The 18,226-nt window shown below is 45.1% G+C and carries 13 protein-coding genes; 9 read left to right on the top strand and 4 right to left on the bottom strand.

Annotation, left to right across the window (positions count from 1 at the left end):
• Positions 1 to 29: 29 nt before the first annotated feature.
• The gene (locus NH399_RS14340) at positions 30 to 3,074 is read left to right on the top strand and encodes a cyclic nucleotide-binding domain-containing protein (RefSeq protein ID WP_253041203.1); all 3,045 of its coding nucleotides are present in this window, start codon (positions 30 to 32) and stop codon (positions 3,072 to 3,074) included.
• A 32-nt stretch (positions 3,075 to 3,106) separates the two neighbouring features.
• Here the strand turns inward: NH399_RS14340 and NH399_RS14335 are convergent, their stop codons facing one another.
• From NH399_RS14335 to NH399_RS14325, 3 genes are all read right to left on the bottom strand, one after another.
• On the bottom strand, positions 3,107 to 6,634 hold the full coding sequence (locus tag NH399_RS14335; RefSeq protein WP_253041201.1) for a DUF6701 domain-containing protein: 3,528 nt from the start codon (positions 6,632 to 6,634) through the stop codon (positions 3,107 to 3,109).
• A 177-nt stretch (positions 6,635 to 6,811) separates the two neighbouring features.
• A complete protein-coding gene (locus NH399_RS14330; protein WP_253041199.1) occupies positions 6,812 to 7,648 on the bottom strand; it encodes an HDOD domain-containing protein in 837 nt (278 codons plus the stop codon).
• Between the two features lie 12 nt (positions 7,649 to 7,660).
• A complete protein-coding gene (locus NH399_RS14325; RefSeq protein ID WP_253041196.1) occupies positions 7,661 to 8,617 on the bottom strand; it encodes a folate-binding protein YgfZ in 957 nt (318 codons plus the stop codon).
• A gap of 171 nt (positions 8,618 to 8,788) precedes the next feature.
• Here NH399_RS14325 and NH399_RS14320 point away from each other — a divergent pair, with 171 nt between their 5' ends.
• Together NH399_RS14320 and NH399_RS14315 are read left to right on the top strand one after the other, a co-directional pair.
• The gene (locus NH399_RS14320) at positions 8,789 to 9,043 is read left to right on the top strand and encodes a succinate dehydrogenase assembly factor 2 (protein WP_253041194.1); all 255 of its coding nucleotides are present in this window, start codon (positions 8,789 to 8,791) and stop codon (positions 9,041 to 9,043) included.
• An 18-nt stretch (positions 9,044 to 9,061) separates the two neighbouring features.
• Positions 9,062 to 9,505, top strand: coding sequence for a hypothetical protein (locus tag NH399_RS14315; protein WP_253041192.1), 444 nt, complete (start codon positions 9,062 to 9,064; stop codon positions 9,503 to 9,505).
• Here NH399_RS14315 and nadB read toward each other — a convergent pair.
• The gene (gene nadB / locus NH399_RS14310; protein WP_253041190.1) at positions 9,496 to 11,091 is read right to left on the bottom strand and encodes an L-aspartate oxidase; all 1,596 of its coding nucleotides are present in this window, start codon (positions 11,089 to 11,091) and stop codon (positions 9,496 to 9,498) included. The two genes, NH399_RS14315 and nadB, sit on opposite strands and share 10 nt — an antisense overlap.
• Before the next feature lie 233 nt (positions 11,092 to 11,324).
• On the opposite strand from nadB, the gene rpoE reads away from it, so the two are divergent.
• From rpoE to lepB, 6 genes are all read left to right on the top strand, one after another.
• Positions 11,325 to 11,894 (top strand): RNA polymerase sigma factor RpoE, encoded by a 570-nt coding sequence (gene rpoE, locus NH399_RS14305; RefSeq protein ID WP_253041188.1) that lies wholly within the window; start codon positions 11,325 to 11,327, stop codon positions 11,892 to 11,894.
• Between the two features lie 192 nt (positions 11,895 to 12,086).
• Positions 12,087 to 12,728: a sigma-E factor negative regulatory protein gene (locus tag NH399_RS14300; protein ID WP_253041186.1), complete on the top strand. Its 642-nt coding sequence runs from the start codon at positions 12,087 to 12,089 to the stop codon at positions 12,726 to 12,728.
• Positions 12,729 to 12,821: 93 nt separating this feature from the next.
• Positions 12,822 to 13,271 carry a SoxR reducing system RseC family protein gene (locus NH399_RS14295; protein ID WP_253041184.1) on the top strand — a complete coding sequence of 150 codons (450 nt, stop codon included), beginning with the start codon at positions 12,822 to 12,824 and terminating at the stop codon, positions 13,269 to 13,271.
• A gap of 220 nt (positions 13,272 to 13,491) precedes the next feature.
• Positions 13,492 to 14,817: a trypsin-like peptidase domain-containing protein gene (locus NH399_RS14290; protein WP_253041182.1), complete on the top strand. Its 1,326-nt coding sequence runs from the start codon at positions 13,492 to 13,494 to the stop codon at positions 14,815 to 14,817.
• Positions 14,818 to 15,072: 255 nt separating this feature from the next.
• Positions 15,073 to 16,878, top strand: coding sequence for a translation elongation factor 4 (lepA, locus tag NH399_RS14285; RefSeq protein WP_253041180.1), 1,806 nt, complete (start codon positions 15,073 to 15,075; stop codon positions 16,876 to 16,878).
• A gap of 98 nt (positions 16,879 to 16,976) precedes the next feature.
• On the top strand, positions 16,977 to 18,212 hold the full coding sequence (lepB, locus tag NH399_RS14280) for a signal peptidase I (RefSeq protein ID WP_253041178.1): 1,236 nt from the start codon (positions 16,977 to 16,979) through the stop codon (positions 18,210 to 18,212).
• Positions 18,213 to 18,226: the final 14 nt, after the last annotated feature.

Below are 18,226 nucleotides of genomic sequence, written 5' to 3'. Positions count from 1 at the left end.
GATAAGAAAACACGGTGGGGAGCCACGATATGCTGTCCAGAATGGCCGAAATAAAGGTTCGTTGGTTAAGTTATCTACTGGCGTTCGGCTGGGGCTGTTTAATTGTTGGCTTATTGTGGTCTGAAAATATTCAAACAACGCATCGTATTTATGATCCTTCAGAGTTTTCTTTAACACTTTTCTGGACGATTCTTGTTCCTTTTATTCCTGTTTTTTTAATGGTGGCTGGCCATGAAGCCTGGCGCCGTGTATGTCCTTTGTCTGCTTTGATGCAGTTGCCACGGCGTTTAGGTATTCAATGGATGAAAAAATCTTTTAATACCAAAAATGGAAAGATTGAGCGTCGTATTCGACTTATTGATAAGGACAGCTGGCTGGCACAAAACTTTTGGTTGGTGCAGTTTTCATTATTATTTGTCGGTGTGTGTTGCCGTGCGCTTTGGATTGGCAATGAGCCATTCTTATTAGCACTGTTTTTTCTGGGTTTAATCAGTCTGGCCATTATTTGTGGTTATCTGTTTGGGGGGAAAACATGGTGTCACTATTTTTGCCCAATGGCTCCGGTACAAAAATTCTATTCTGAGCCGGGTGGTTTGTTAGAAAGCCATTTTTACGATGCTAATACTCGCACGCCAAAATCCATGTGCCGTTCGGCGGGAGGAAATGAAGATGTGAGTACCTGTGTCGGCTGTAAAGCCTATTGCCCCGACATCGACTTAGAAAAACAATATTGGCAGGAACTGAATGTAAAAGGACGCAAGTGGGCTACCTATGGACTTATTGGGTTGGTTATTGGCTTTTATGAAAATGCTCTATTTTTACAAGTGCTAGAAAGCTTACTGCCTTCCTCTTATCAAAGTGTGACGGTGGCTTGGAGTTGGCTTGTTGTTCCTTTGATACTGGGTTTGAGTGTTGTGGTTGCCAATATCATTGCGCGCACTTTTGAAGCCATTACCAAGGCATTATTAAATCAGTATGGCTCATTTAATCCCGTGGTTATTCAACATAATTTTTATTGTGTGACGACGTTTATCACTTTTAATGTGTTTTATTTTTACAGCACTCAAAACTTACTGCTTTTTTTCTCAGCTGAAGTTGTATCATTTCTGCTATTTGCTCTTACTATTATCAGTACATTATGGTTGGTTAAGAGCTGGTTGCGAAACCCCGAAGAGTATCGACGTGAATCTCTGATGAAGTCATTGATTCGACAGTTGCGCACTTTACCTATCGATTTTTCTAACTTACTCGAAGGGCGCAAGTTAGAAGAGTTAAAAGCGGATGAAGTGTATATCCTGGCAAAAACCTTGCCCAACATCAGTAAAGAGCAGAAAGCCAATGTTTATCGAGAAACCTTAAAGGATATGTTAGAGCAAGGAGGGATTACGTCGGTTGAAAGCTTAACGGTGTTGGCTGACGTTCGTACAAACCTGGGGCTCAGTGAAGAAGAGCATCATAGTATTATTTTATCGTTAGGCGTCGAAGATGCTTCATTACTGGATGTTGACCGCCAACGAAACCAACAGCGTCAAGCTGGTTTTCAGTCCTTTAAACCGTTGGCTGAGCGTTGGCTATTACAGCAAACCGATTCGGATGTCTCTTTATCGGCTTTAATGAGCTCAGAAAGTTTTGAAAAAGAAATGAATCGGTTACGGAGTTTGTATGCTGTTGATGAGCATGACTATCAAGCCTGGCTCGTTGATATTGCTGGAACCAACAACCCTATTCGAAATTATAACCAGAACCTTTTAAAGCGCATTGAACATGAAGTGAATCAACTTCGCAGTCTGGAGCGGATGGAAGAGGCTGGCCATCTAACTCCCATTATTGTTTTGATTCATGCGCTCTCGATGCGCATATTTAGTTTAATGAATGAGTACATCAAAAATTGTTTGAGTTTGGATATACAGTCTGAGCAACAAAGTATGTTGCAGGACTTACATTTTTCTGTGAGTGGTTTTTTGCAGGCTCGCCTTGAGTTTCACGAACTGGAAGATGTGTTGCCTGATCTATTGAGGGCTGATGAAAACTTTCGTCAATACTTGTTAACCAAACGTGCATCAACCCCCCATAAACCTTTAGACTTGGTGTGTTTGTTGAGCCAGATTGAAGTGTCTTCTTTATTGCAGTCTTTGTCGCAAGATCCGGATCCTTATGTCAGCTTTTATGCGCATCTGGCGTTGAGTGAAGGCAAGCCAACGGAGCAGCTTGCCGATTTTTATGAGCGTTATGCTAGTCACGAATTTATTACGGCGGCTAAACAGCAAGCTGAGCATCCTGAAACTCATGGAGAACGTGAGGTTCATTTTTTTGTTTCCGTAGGGGGGCAGCCTGAAGAATTATTTCGTACTTCACTCCCTGCTACCATGGGGGCATCCAGTCTCGCCTCTTTATCTATTGCTTCTAGTGAGTTGTTACCTATGCATGCGCATTTTTATGAGCATAAAGGTCAAGTATGGGTATGTGCCGACAGCTCTGCGGCGAAGATCTTTTTGGGGCGTCGTCGCATCAAACGTGAAACCGCAATAACGAGCGAACAACCCATCACCATGGGTGAACAAAAGAATGTTCGTTTAAGATGGCAGTTTGGTGAGTCTCGAGCATCAAAAGATTACAAGCGCTTACCCATCTCTCTTACTGATCGCCTGGCCTGGCTATTAACGTTTGACCTGTTTAAAAACCTGGATCTGCCTGCGTTAGCTCGTCTGGCACAATTATCAGAAGTCAGAGCTTATGCCATAGGTGCTACCTTATGTCAGGAAGGGGAACACTCTCATGAGCTATATCTGTTGTATAAAGGAGAGTTACAGGCACAACTAAAAACCGAACAGGGCATGCAACCTGTGGCCAGAATAAAAGCCGGCCAACCCGTCGGTGAGCTAGGAACCATCACCGGGAGCGTTAGAGCATCAGATGTGGCTGCATTGGATGACGTTATGGTGATTGTGTTGGATGCACAAAGATTTAATCAGTTGCTGAGTCATGATGCGGTGACCTGTAAAAAGTTATTGGGGACCGTGGCAACACGTTTACAACAAGTGTTGCATGACCAACATCAAATGCCGACCCGATAAGTTGGAGCATTGATGCTGGTGTCGAGATGTTATTAATTTTCGCGCCAATAAATAACCCGATCATTGCCTCGATAGCTACCAAAGCTGATGGTGGCTCGTGGTGAATTAATCGAATTGTCACCATTCCAGTCAAAGCCAAGCCATGGCAATGCTGTGAGTGAGTAGAGCACATCCACCTGTCCTGTTTGGCCACCGGATGGGGCAGAGAAGAAAATTCCATCACCAACATCTGAGCGGCCTGTAACCAGAGTCGATAAAATGGGAACTGTGGCACTGGTGCTTCCTGCGGTCAGTGTGCCTGTATAAGTTCCAGGTACAAAGCTAATGTTTGCGGCCTGATATTGAGTACAGTTGTCAGCATTGTTCACTATCCAGGTGGTGCCATTGTAGTAGTTTGCAAACACGGGCATCTCGAGCATTTGAGTTTCAGGTCCATACACACTGGTTATCTGAAAACGCCCTTGTCTGACTTCAAAGTCGTTGGAGTTTACGATGGAGGGTAGCGTGATTCCGTCTGAATCTGCTGCGTTGATGTTTACTCGCAAATTAAATGGAGCAGCCAGAGCGGGGTGTTGGTAGTCGACTGCCGCAGCGGAATAACTGCTGGTGCCTGCAGAAAAACTTAACGCAGAGGAAGAGAAATTAAGCGTTCCAGTCGCGTTAGCAGCAGCTGTTACATTGTAGGGTGTTGCACTGATATTAGCAGGGACTAGTTTGGCAAAAGCACCTTGATAGTTTTGTGTGGTGCCGTTGGCGGCATTCTCTGCGGTGATGTTACCACTGACTGAAAAGGGCTGGCCGTTTTTATCAAGACCAGCGTTAACTCCGTCATCAAAACCCGCATAAGTAAAAGTGCCGCACTGTTCGGCAATAGTATCAATGGTCAAATCATAATGATGGGGAACAAAGCGTCCGATATTAATTCGTTCTCCTTCGATACTTAGGCCCGTCGACATAAAGTCATTAGTGAGTGCATCAATTTGTAATAGGCCTACTTCATTCCATTGTTGGTTGAAGGTATAGCTGCCTGCAACAAAAGAACTAAAGTTAAAGCTGCTAACCGATAGAACGCCTGCATTAGCCACTATGATTGGGACGGGCGTAAGAGCAACACTGCCGCTGATTTGATGAATGTTAGGGGTAGCGCCATTATTGCTGAGATCACCGCCTGAGTCAGGCCTTCCATCAGCGTTGGTATCGATATAAGGGTCAGGGATACCATTATTATCAAGATCGTCTCCTGCTTGCCACAGAACACTACGAACGGTCATTGAGAAATCGACGCCCGCGCGAGTGAACATATCGTCGTTGGCATCATCGGCATAAGGGTCTGTACTTATCTGAATATCATAGCCAAATGGACGCACCACAAAAGGTGCCACACCACCAATGATTTCACTTGTAGTTCCTGCAACGGGATCACCAATACCAATATCATCTTTGGCATTCAAGCTGATTTGCCCAACGTCGTTGTACTGTACAGAAATCACGGCAACACCATTTACAAAGCTGACATTCTGACTACTGGAGGTCGCTTCGGAAGTACCGATGGTGTTGCTATTAACGGTGACATTGGTAGGGCTGGTCGCGGGGGATACATAACTGGACCAGAAGTTGATGGCTTTTGTGCCCGCGTATTCTTCAATGACACCGCAGTTGGGGTTGCCGGGAGTTTGGCCCGCTGCTGTCAATGACATATTGAAAGGGCGACCTGCAATTTGTGTCCCTACAGGTGCTGGTGTGGCTAAGAAACCGAAAGGACGGAAGGTGATGTTTCCTTCGCTGTCATCATCGGTAATGCTACCGTCGGTAACACCAATATTCGTAGTCTCTTCATGAGTGTTTTGTAGATACAGTACCACTTCGCCGTTATCGGCGGCGACAAATTGATAAGTGGCGGCGCCATCATCATCATTAGCGGTATCGGTTAATGTGCCTTCAGCGGGATCGATGCTGGTATTGTTGTTATCAACCGTAAACCAGTTACCGTTGTTGGTCGACAGCGATAAATTGACCGTTCCTGTAAAGCCGGTTACCGTGGTGCCGCCAGAATCGACGGCCTTTATAGTAATGGGCTCTGCCAGACAATTAATCCCGTTACCATCATGGAGGATTTCAAAATGATCCACAGCGGGCACGCAGGTGGCGGTTTCGGTGGCTGCAATGACAATATTATCTATACCCACAAACTCGTTAAAACCGCCGTAGTTTGCGTCAATACGAAATCGAATTCGAGTTTGAGCAGACAAGTGAGCGCTAATGTCATAATTAAACGTACCCGAGAAATCATTCGAAAAGAGTTGCAAGGTGGTATAACTGGCACCTCCATTGCTGGATACTTCTACCGCAAAGCGATCACTATTTTCTAAGGTATTAAACGTCCTTAAGTCGACGGTCAAAGTCGCGGCGGTTGCTGCTGATAGATCGACTTGTCGGTATAGAGCAGGCTCGCCACCAGAGTTTGGACGATCATCCATAAATACTTCGTTACCTGAAATAAAAACGTTTCCTGAAGCACTGGAGCCGTTGTCATCTTCTTCTATCCAGTTGCTTGCCCAGGTTCCTGTACCGCCACTGTAACCACCACTGGAAAAGTTATCAGAATAGGTGACATTTGTGGTGGCCGTGAGTTGAAAATTCTGGTTTTGTGTCGGAGTACCTGTGCTAAGTGTATAAGTAATACCCTGATTCAAGGCCGCAGCTGTGGTGAGTTCTACGGTTGTAGCACTGGTTAAGTTGGCGCTGGTTACTGATGCGCCGTTATTCAGTGTATAGGTGAGAGGATCGTTGGCTCGTGCTGGTGAGACCGTATCTGCAAAGGTCACTATAATGGTGTCGGGATCAGAACAGCTGGCTTCAATACTGGAGATAGCCGGCAATTCTCGAGTCCACAAGATGTCATTAGCGTCGTTAACTGTATTCGGAGTATTAAAGGAGAATTGAGTAAAGTCGGAATCGTCGACTTCAACACCGATGGTGGCGCTAGAACCATTTTCATCTTCGTTGCCATAGCGAAAACGAATGTCACCATTTTCATAAATGACGATCTGAATGGTGTAGTCGGTAGTAGGTTGATTGTATCGAGGCACTGAAATCCAGCTCACGGCAAAACGACGATAGGGGGCTGTGCCTGACGTACTGTAACGCACTGTACCGCCTGAGCTAGGTTCTAAATCATCCCAGTAGCCCAGAATCGTTCTGTCGGCGGCTTCTTCGAATCCGGGACCGGTCTGTACGCCAGTAATTGGCAAGGCTTCGTTGGTGTAATCTTTGTGGAAGCCTTGATCGGCACCAAAGTGCAAAGCACCATTTGCCAATATGCGTACTTGTGTATAACCCGTTTCGCCCAGATAAAAAGTAAAGCCAATATTTACCAGTTGGTAATCATCATCAATGGGGAAGCCCGTCTGACTGCCATCATTGGTCCAAACGACATCTGTTGTGGCACTGTCAAAAGCGGTTTGAGGCACGACCTGAAAGACATAATCAGCATGAGCAAGCCGATAAGAAAAGACAAAAAGCAGAGCTACAACTATGAACGGGATACGAGGTTTTAACAAGGGTGCCTACCTACTGCTGAAATATAGAGTGAGCGCTCAGTTAACTGTGGTTAATACTTAACCATATCAGCCTCATTGGTAGATTACTAATTATAACCCCTCCAGAGACCTGAAATGCGCCGATAAACGGTAGATAATCAACAGTTTACTGAGAATTATTGGCCTAGTGAGATTGACTTATAGCAATGCGCTGCGTGCTTCGTCAATATCTTCTGCCAGCTCTTCTACATGATGGACATCAACTTCGTGAGATAATCCCAGCTTTTTGAAGGCTGGAATAACACTGCAATCCACTTCAGCTAGCGGGTGGTTGCTGCCGTGATAGCTCTGCAAATTGGCGACAGTGACCACATCGACATAGTCAGAGTCGCCTTCTGATTCCCGAGTGAAGTTAAGATAGCCCATGGGAACAGCAACGAGCTCTTCGGGAAAATCCCAGGCTTTGAGTATTTCTGTGCCTATGCGCGGGTGCAGGCGTTCAATGATTTTTTCTAATATACCTGGATGCTCCAGAATTTCTGGGGTTTCTTCGGCACAGGTTAAAATGGGTAAAGTACCAATCTCATGAACCAATCCTGCCAACATGGCCTGATCTGGCTTCAGGCGTGTGAAGTGACTGGCGAGTACTTGGCAAATGGAAGCCACTTCTATTGAGTGCTCCCAGGAGGAACGCAGTTTTTCGTCAACGGCATCGTTGGTGGCCTGAAACATTTGCTCCATGGCTAAACCTGTTGCCAGATTGCGTACAAAAGTGATCCCCATTCTGGATATCGCCAGCTGCAAATTGTCTACAACAACTCGTCCTCGCAATAATGGACTGTTGGCTACTTTAATGATGCGCGCGGCCATCGCAGCGTCCTTTGATATCTCATCGGCCAGCTTGGCTGCCGAGACATCAGGATCATCCACTGCCTCGCGAATACGGAGCGCCACTTCGGGTAACGTGGGAAGTGTCAGTCGGTCATTTTTTATTGCGTCCAGTAATTCATTGAGAAAGGTTTGTTGCAAACTCATAAGTCGTTTCTTTTAATCCGATTGGGCTTTTCCTTTACATTGAAGTATAGGCCCATTTTCATCAATGCACTGAATATTTGAGCTTTTTTCTATGCTGTCTTTGGTGACAGCGATAACATGTAACTGATGCCCCTGAGTTTCGGCACAAACGACGTCACCCATTTTTTTTCCATCTGCCCAAATAGGGGTAGACGGTTCCGGTGTCACATCACTTTCGCCAGTAAAATAGTATAAATGAGACTTCAAAGTGGCTTTGTAGTGCATGCGTGCAACAACTTCCTGGCCTGTGTAGCAGCCTTTGTCAAAATCAACGCCACCTAAAGGGGGAAGGTCCAGGTAGTGAGGCAAAAAGAGATCCAGAGTAGATTGATACAAACGCGGCACTCCCTGCTGGATAGAATGAACCAACCATTCTGAGTAAGGTGCAAATCGGGCTTGCTCTTGGTGCTTTTGCCAATATTCGTTAGCACTGCTTAAGGGCAAGATGGCGACAAAATGAGCGTCATTGTAGGGCGCGTAGAGTAATCCGTCGTGCCATTGAGTGATGGCGTTCTGTTGACTCGGAGAGTTTTCTTGAGCACCAGCGAGACCAAAGATACCCCACTGATCCGATTGATCGCTTAACTGGGTTTTAAAAAATGGAGCGTATTTCTTTAGTTCCGTCAGAGTATGGGGCAATATTTCTTTAGGCAGCAATAACCAGTAGTCGCCCTCATTGTTCAAGGATGGCAAAACAACAAACAAAGAACGCATGCGCCCCTGTGGGTTACAAAACGCACCAATGCTGCCTTGTTCAGAAGTGACTTTGTCAATATTAATGGTGAGCTGGCCTTGCAGGAACTTGGCCGATTCTTCGCCTTCGACTGCCAGTAGTCCATAGTTGGATAAATCAAATAATGATAAGTCGGCATCTCCATCGTTGTTATGTTGGAGACATTGGTCAATGGTTAAGCGCCATTGTTCGATCATAATGTATACCTTTGTGACTTATTTGCACCGTCAATCTGTTGATTTGCCAGTACTGTAAATAGATAGCTTGCTTAACGTGGAAGCTTACTTTAATTTATGCGCTATCTAAAGTCGCTTGTGAGCATTTATGTCGCTGCTGCTAATTGGGAGCAGTGTTTTGAGTTGTAAGATATGACAGAGCAGAGATTTAACGAAAAACGTATTCGTTGGACATGTCGTCGTGGCATGTTGGAATTAGATGTGATTTTGATTCCTTTTTTTGAGCGTTATTTTTCGTCGATGGATGACGAATTAAAAGCCACTTTTGTGCGTTTGCTAGAAGAGGCCGATCCCGATTTGTTCAATTGGTTGATGGGACATGGCCAGCCAGAGGATGAAGCCTTGGCGGCAATGATTCGTTATATCAACGAGCGCATTAAACCCTGAGGCAACGGGCCTAAGATAATGCAGTCATTTAAGCTGACTCCTTCGCTTTTGTTTGTTGTTTACTGCGGCTTAGCACAGTTAGGTGTTTTTATGCTGCAAATGGCGTTGTTAGAAGTAGGAGCGATGTTGGCTGGGCTGTTGTTAATATCGACGGCAATTTGGTGTCTGGCCGTTTATCACTACTGGGTGGCGTTATCTGGAGTCACCCATCAGTTATTGTATTTGAATCATCGATGGTATTGGCTAGATGAGCATGGACAGCAAGAGCTCGAAGTGATGACACCGACGCTATTACTGCCTCAAATCATTATCATGCGAACAAAAAAGAACAATGAGAGTTCGGTGCGAACGATGATTTGGGCTATTGATGAGCTCGGTGAGCAACGTTTTCGTGAGCTTAGTCGTTGTTTGCATAGTCATCAGCGCAGTCAAACCTACGCTGGCGACCATACTTACGGTTGAGGTGTCAATACTGAGTCTTTTGCCTCGGGCAATAGCTCAGGATAGTCGAGTGTATAATGCAGGCCGCGGCTTTCTTTACGCATTTGCGCACTTTTGATCATAAGGTCTGCGACTAATACCAGATTTCTTAGCTCCAGTAGATCATTGTCTACTTTAAAGTTTGCATAGTACTCATGAATTTCTTGTTTGAGTAAGTTCACGCGACTTTGCGCCCGCTGCAAACGTTTGTCACTGCGAACAATGCCTACATAATTCCACATCACCTGGCGCAGTTCGTGCCAGTTATGAGTAATTACAATTTGCTCGTCAGAGTTGCTGACTCGGCTATCATCCCACTGTGGTACTTCGGTCGTTAATGTCGGGGTGTCCCAGTGATTAATGATGTCCTTTGCTGCTGAGTAACCATAGACAAGACATTCTAAAAGAGAGTTACTGGCCATGCGGTTGGCACCATGCAAACCTGTGCAGGCAACTTCACCTACCGCATAGAGACCGTCGACATCGGTTTTGCTATTTAAATCAACGCGAACGCCACCGCATGTGTAATGGGCAGCTGGAACAACGGGAATGGCCTGTTCTGTGATATCCAGCCCTAGCTCCAGACAGCGTTGATGTATGGTCGGAAAATGCTGCTGGATAAAGGTTTTGCCTTTATGGCTGATATCCAGCAAAACATGTTCCTGCCCGCGCTTTTTCATCTCGTGATCAATGGCTCGGGCGACAATATCTCGTGGTGCCAGTTCTGCTCGTTCATCATACTCTGGCATAAATCGCGTACCGTCTGCGCGTTTAAGAAAAGCGCCTTCGCCACGTAATGCTTCAGATATTAAGAAAGAGCGGGCCAGTGGATCAAACAGGCAGGTAGGGTGGAACTGATTAAACTCTAAATTAGCTACGCTACAACCTGCACGCCAGGCCATAGCAACACCATCGCCTGAGGCGACGTCAGGATTACTGGTGTAGAGATAAACTTTACTGGCTCCACCGGTTGCTAAAATAACAAAGCGCGCTCTAAAAACTTCGACTTCGTTGCTTGTCAGATTGAGCGCGTAGGCACCAATACAGCGTTTTCCACCGCTTGATGATGGCGAAGATGTGATCAAATCAACAGCGTTATAACCTTCGTACCACTGGATATTTTGTTGTTTCTTAACGGCTCCGACAAGGGTGGTAGCAACAGCTTTTCCGGTTGCATCGGCAGAGTGAATAATACGACGACGACTATGACCGCCTTCACGAGTCAGATGATATTCTTGCTCGCCTGCGGAGTTTTCTCGTGTACTAAAAGCGACTCCTTGCTCGATCAGCCACTCGATGGCTTTACGGCTGTTTTCAACTGTAAAGTGCACGGCTTCTTCATCGCACAAACCAGCTCCAGCGACTAAAGTATCCTGTACGTGAGACTCAACACTGTCATCATTGTCGAGGACGGCTGCAATGCCTCCTTGAGCATAAAAGGTTGAGCCTTCGGTCAATGCTGCTTTAGAAAGTACAGCTACCTTGCCATATTGACTAAGATGCAATGCTGCAGTGAGTCCTGCGGCTCCGCTGCCAATAATTAGTACGTCGTGTTGGTGATTACTCATTGAACCATCATTAGGTCAGTTTGTTTAAATATAACACCGAGTTAGCTGATTTTTGACCAACTTCGATATTTATCCCGTCAGTTGTTGCGGATTTTGCTTGAAATTCTAATGTTTGACCAACACATATTAACAAATATGTAAAAAATAAAGAAATGTCGGCGAACTTATTGCTTGGCATGAGGTCTTAGAATGACACAAGAAGAAACACAACCTGACACTCTGAAGGAGGTTGTATGAGTGCCGGGAATGATCAACTGTTAGTTGAGCGCGTCCAGCGCGGCGATAAAAAAGCATTTGATTTGCTGGTAAAGAAATATCAGCATAAAGTATTTAGTTTGATTAGCCGATTGGTTAAAGAGCCCGCCGAGGTTGCCGATGTTGCACAGGAGTCTTTTATAAAGGCTTATCGGGCGCTGGCTAATTTTCGTGGAGACAGTGCGTTTTATACCTGGCTCTACCGTATTGCGGTGAATACCGCCAAGAACCATTTAGTGGCCCAGGGGCGACGACCACCGGATTCTGACATTGATGCCACAGAGGCAGAACAGTTCAGCGGTGTTGATTCATTAAAAGAAGTTGGCTCTCCAGAGCGTATGCTCTTGAGAGACGAATTAAAGCAGCGTGTCTTCAAGACGATTGAAGAGCTGCCGGAAGATTTACGCTCGGCCATCACTTTGCGAGAGATGGAAGGGTTAAGCTACGAAGAGATAGCAGAAGTAATGGATTGTCCCGTTGGGACCGTTCGTTCAAGAATATTTCGGGCTCGTGAAGCAATCGAGCGGAACATTCAGGAACTTTTGTAGTCGAACGATGGCAGGTAATTCTTTACATCTAGCGATAGCTCATTTAATGTGCGAGTTACTTTCTCTGGATGTATTTAACTTTAGTCTCTATAGGATTGGTAAGTAGTTACTTTCGGTATGTGACCTAACTTGCAGCACGAAGAGTCTAAAGCTATAAACGATAATAATTATCCAACGGGGTTGGTTGAGAGAATGAGTCAACAAGAAGTTAATCAGAACATTTCTTCATGGGTTGATGAAGACAATCTGGATGAGCAAACGCTTAAACAGTTGTTAAAAGATCCTGAAGCTGCGAAGTCCTGGGAATCGTATCATTTGATGCGCGCCGTCATTAATGATGAAGTCGCATCAGAATGGCAACCGGATTTTAGTGACAAAGTCGCTGCTGCTATTGCTGATGAGCCAGCTATTTTGGCACCCGTAAGACGCAGTGGCATTCGTCAGGCTGTTACTGGGTGGGCTTTAGCTGCATCCGTTGCTGCAGTGGCGTTAGTCAGCGTGCAATGGTTGCCGACTGGTGATACTGGTTCGACTCAGATTGCTGATACGGCCGCTAGCGAGCAAGGCAGTCTGTTAGCCGAATACCATGTAACCCCCGAAGAGCAGGCTCAGTTAGAGCGCATCGAAGGGTTATTTGCTCAATTTGCTCAACAGTCAGCCCATAACAATCAAGGCAGCCAATTACCTCGTGTTCGTATGGTGAGTGGCGAGCAGGCTCGTACCTACCGCATGTCACCACGCCAGTTTCGTCAGTTGATGGCTGAGCTTGAGCGTCGTAACGAAGAAGCCCGCATTCAGGCGCGCAAAGAAAACAGTAAAGTGTTAGAGCAGTAATTCCTATCCAAAGAGATGGCTCAGGCCATCTCTTTATTTCCCTTCCTATCTTGTCCATAATAGCAGTTACTCTTATCTGCAATATTTGGAATCATGCTAAAAGAAAGCGCCAAAGTAGTCGCTGTTGATGGCGATTTTGCCTGGTTAGAATCTGTGGCCAAGTCAGGGTGTGCTTCATGCGATGTGAACCAAACTTGTGGCACTGGTTTGCTGAGTCAAATATTAGGCCGTCGAGCTTTTTATACCCGTATTCCTAACACTCTGAATGCCAAAGTTGGTGAACAGGTGTTGGTGAGTATTCCCGAAAAAGGGTTGTTGTTAGGCTCATTCGTGCTGTATTTATTACCATTACTGTTTTTATTTGCAACAGCATTGGTTGGCGACTTACTCGTGATCAAGGAAGGTTGGATTATTCTAAGTTCGATTCTGGGAATGATGCTTGGGTTCGGTTGTGCTCGTTGGCTCAGTTCTTTGCTTGAGCGACAAGCCATTACGCGTATTGCTATGTTGAGTAAATCCTCCCTGAATATCTCGAATAGTTAAATTGTCAGAGCGCTATTGTCATTTGAGTTTCCTTCCTAATATTGTGTTACAAACTACATGACACTTTTTGTATGAGCGCTTGTCATATTTGTTGAAAATATTGAACATCGATCCAATATTGCTGAGTTAATACCCGATGCCTTCATAGGGCTTTGGGTATATTACGCTTAATACTCAGGCTTTTGGGTTGAATACATACAAACTTCAAAGGAGAAGATTAGTGAAACAATTAAGGTCATTTTCTGCCGTTTTGATTTTAATTATGTGGAGCTGTATCGGGCGTGCGGCCAGCTACCCCGACTTTACTGAAATGGTTGAAGACGTAAAAGATTCTGTCGTGGTGATTACTGCGCGTTTTGATAGCGAGTACCAGGATTCTGGAACGTCTTTTGGCTCAGGTTTTGTCATTGATGATGATGGTTATATTTTGACGAATCGTCATGTGGTGTATCAAACCTATTATGGTCGTCAGGGCGATAAGCAGGCGACTTTTATCCGAGTGAAATTAGGTAACGGAAAAGAGTACGATGCCGAAGTCGTTGGTGCTGATATAGGTACCGATCTGGCGTTGTTAAAAATTGATGCTCCCAAATTAAAAGAAGTAAAGGTTGCGGACATCGATGAAGTAAAAGTGGGGGCCTGGGTAGTTGCCTTTGGAGCGCCTTTGGGTCTGGAAAAAACCATTACAGCGGGCATTGTAAGTGCCAAGAATCGTAGCTTACCAGGCGCTGAGCAGTATGTTCCATTTTTACAGACTGATGCAGCTATCAACTTTGGTAACTCTGGTGGCCCCTTGTTTAATGTTGATGGCGAAGTGATTGGAATTAATTCACGTATTAAGAGCGCTCGTGGCTCTGGAAATATTGGTTTAGCTTTTGCTATTCCAATTAATTTAGGTGTTCATATTGCTGGCCAACTCAAAGAATACGGACATATCAAGCGCGGATACTTGGGTGTTGAATATCAAGATTTGGATCATGATCTGGCACGAAACTTTGGTTTGAGTAAGGTGACTGGAGCCATTCTTAAGAGTGTGGCGGCAGGCTCTCCTGCAGATAAAGCTGGTCTTGAGCCTTCGGATGTTGTGACTCACATTAATGGCAAAGAAGTAACACAGGCAGGGGATTTACCCTACTTGATTGGTTTGCTTGAACCGGGTAAAGAGATTGATGTAAAGATCATTCGTGGTAAGAAAAAGAAAACCATCGAAGTCGTGTTGGGCGAACGCGAGCAGCGTGCGGTATCCAGTAGTGGTCGTGATTCCTCGCAAGGCGGTTTACTAGGGCTGGCGGTGCGTGAAATTCCAGACCGTTACCGAGAAGCTGCTCAGTTAGACAGCGGTGTATTTGTTCAAGAAGTCTACTCAGGCCCGGCAAATCGAGGAGGTATTGAGAAAGGCGACGTGATTTTACGAGTGGGTAGTGAAGTGGTGAAATCCGTCGAGCATTTCGAAAAGCTGGTAGAAGCCAAAAAGGACGATGGAGACCTGGCGTTACTGGTTTTCCGTCGCGGTCAGACGCAATATTTAGCAATCAGTCTCAAATAGACACTTTCTGTGGAGCGGTGGCGATTAGCCACTGCTCTTTAGTTCAAAAATAGTGTAAGATCTGCGCCCTTTGTACAGAATTAATGAGTTGGCATCTCTAAAAATAGTCTTTTGGCGTCCATCTTTTTATCCTAGTTTAGGAAGTTGGTTGTTTTAGGCTTTAAAATCAACAGGTTAAAAGGTTTTTTGGTGTTGATTTCGCAAAGTGACTATTTTTAGTGATGCCCTTTACGTTGAGTTCATTGGCCAGAGTTTATGTCATATACGCAGTTCATCCGTAACTTTTCAATCATTGCCCACATCGATCACGGCAAATCGACCTTGTCTGATCGTCTTATTCAACATTGTGGCGGTCTAAGTGACCGCGAGATGGAAGCGCAAGTCCTTGATTCTATGGACTTGGAGCGAGAGCGTGGGATTACCATCAAAGCCCAGAGTGTTACCCTCGATTACAAAGCGAAAGACGGCAACACCTATCAGTTGAATTTCATTGATACGCCCGGACACGTGGATTTTTCTTATGAGGTATCGCGTTCTTTAGCGGCCTGTGAAGGCGCTTTGCTGGTGGTGGATGCCGCTCAGGGTGTTGAGGCACAGACCGTGGCTAACTGTTATACGGCGATAGAGCAAGAGCTGGAAGTGATTCCAATTCTTAATAAGATTGATTTGCCACAAGCTGATCCTGACACGGTAAGCCAGGAAATCGAAGACATTATTGGTATTGAAGCAACCGAAGCGGTGACCTGCTCTGCTAAAACTGGACTCGGTATTGAAGACGTATTAGAAACCATCGTTGCCGATGTTCCACCAGCCGAAGGTGATCCTGATAAGCCGCTAAAAGCGCTGATTGTAGACTCCTGGTTTGATAATTATCTGGGTGTTGTTTCTTTGGTCAGAGTTATGGAAGGTCGTTTGTCTCCCGGTGACAAAATGCTCGTTATGTCGACGGGTAAAGCTCACGTTGTTGACCATGTTGGTATCTTCACACCAAAACGTAAAGATTTAAAAGAGCTTAAAGCGGGTGAAGTAGGCTTTGTTATCGCTGGGATTAAAGACATCCAGGGAGCGCCAGTAGGGGATACTTTGACTACGGCTAAAGCACCTGCTGATGAGGCATTGCCAGGATTTCAGAAAGTGAAGCCACAGGTTTATGCTGGACTTTTTCCTGTTGCCTCGGACGATTACGAAGCCTTTCGTGATGCGCTAGGAAAGTTAAGCTTGAATGATGCTTCGCTGTTTTATGAGCCAGAAAATTCGCAAGCGTTAGGTTTTGGTTTCCGTTGTGGCTTCTTGGGTATGCTGCACATGGAAATCATTCAGGAGCGACTGGAGCGAGAATACAATCTCGATCTTATCACTACTGCACCAACGGTAATTTTTGAAGTGATCGACTCAAAAGGCGAAACGCTGTATGTCGATAATCCTTCTAAATTGCCCGATCCCGGCGCCATCAGTGAAATGCGTGAGCCTATTGTTGAAGCCAGCATGCTGTTACCAAAAGAATATCTGGGCAATGTGATTACTTTGTGCGTCGAAAAGCGCGGCGTGCAAAAGAATATGAATTACGTGGGTAATCAGGTTTCACTGAGCTATGAGCTGCCCATGAACGAAGTGGTTCTCGACTTCTTTGACCGTTTGAAGTCGGTGAGCCGTGGTTACGCGTCATTAGACTATAACTTTGTTCGTTTCCAGCAAGCGGATCTGGTTAAGCTGGATATTCTAATTAATGGTGAAAAAGTCGATGCGTTAGCCATTATTGTTCATAAAGATCAGGCATTCTATCGTGGTCGCGAACTGGTCGAGAAAATGCGTGAGCTAATTCCTCGTCAGATGTTTGAGGTGGCTATTCAAGCTGCCATTGGTAATCACATCGTTGCTCGTTCAACCGTGAAAGCATTACGTAAGAACGTAACGGCAAAATGTTACGGTGGCGACGTGAGTCGTAAGCGCAAGCTGCTAGAGAAACAAAAAGCAGGTAAAAAACGCATGAAACAGGTAGGTAAAGTGGAGATTCCACAAGATGCGTTCCTGGCAGTATTGCAAATCGGTAGCGATAAATAAGTAACATGCTGGCGGAGAGCCAGCATGTCTGAAAAAAGAGTGGCCGTAGAAATTGCTGCGGAACCATCATTCAAAGTACGAATAGTTTGGGACAATATATGAGTTTTGAAATGATTTTGATGGTGGCATTAGTGTCATCAGCGATTATCAGTGCGATGGACAAATGGAACTGGGCAAAAAAACGTGCACAGGCTGCTGATGATTTAAGACAGAAGAATAAAAATGTCGATTTTGAGCGCATCGAAAGCGTTTTGAAAAAGCCTGAATGGGTTGAGTTTAGCGATACTATTTTTGTTTTGAGTTGTGCCGTTGGCGTTGTTTGGCTGATGTTGCCAAACTTTGAACTGATTCTGGTTACGGCTCTGTTTTTGAGCGCATTAATAGCCATTGTTGAGAAAACCTGGCTAGCCAAAAAGAAAAAACAACAACTGGCTGATTTATATAAACGCAACAGTAATCCTCATGACAAAGAAGTTGAAGCGGTCGAAAAAGATCCGTGGTGGGCTGATTATGGTTGGTCTTTCTTTCCGTTGCTATTAGTTATCGTCGTTTTACGTTCGTTTTTCTATGAGCCTTTTAAAATCCCTTCTAGTTCTATGGAACCAACTCTGTGGGTTCACGATTTTATTTTGGTTAACAAGCATGCTTATGGATTGCGTTTACCCGTCACTAAGACGCGTATTACCGAAGGTGAGCAGCCTAAGCGAGGTGATGTTGTGGTTTTTCGCGCGCCTCATGAGCCAACCAAAGATTACATCAAGCGTTTGATTGCATTACCTGGAGACGTTGTATATCTGGATCCTTATCAGCAACTTTGGGTTAAGCCAAAATGCAATGGCCCTGAAGAATATACCCCTCAACAGCTAAAGTGCGGAGTTAAAAACAAGATCGAGCATTCTCTTGTTGCGGCTAAAGGCTTTAATGGCATTGATGTTTATAAAGAAAACCTCGACGGTGTTGAGCACGAAATTATGATCAAATCAGAATTTAAGAGTGGCAGACCACAGTACAGCCCTCGTGCTCACGCCGAGTTCAAAAAACTCCAGCTGGCTGGACAAAAAATTGATAAACGCATATTTTTTGCCAGATTCAACACCTTCATAGAAGACTGGAAGCGGGGTGTTGAAGTACCTGAAGGCAGTTATTTTGTATTGGGTGACAATCGTAATCAAAGTTTAGACTCGCGTTTTTGGGGATTTGTACCTGAGCAACGAATGGTTGGTAAGGCCGAAGCCATCTGGTTGCATCTGGAATTTGGCTTCGAAGACAAAGGCAAACCCTGGAGTTATATCCCAACTGGTGTGAATTTTGACCGAGTTGGTGGTATAAAATAGATAAGTATTCATTT

The organism is Pleionea sp. CnH1-48, from assembly GCF_024124665.1.
Taxonomy (GTDB): Bacteria; Pseudomonadota; Gammaproteobacteria; order Enterobacterales; family Kangiellaceae; genus JAMXSB01.
The sequence above is the reverse complement of the archived record's forward strand: the minus strand, read 5'-3'. Positions and strand labels throughout refer to the sequence as shown.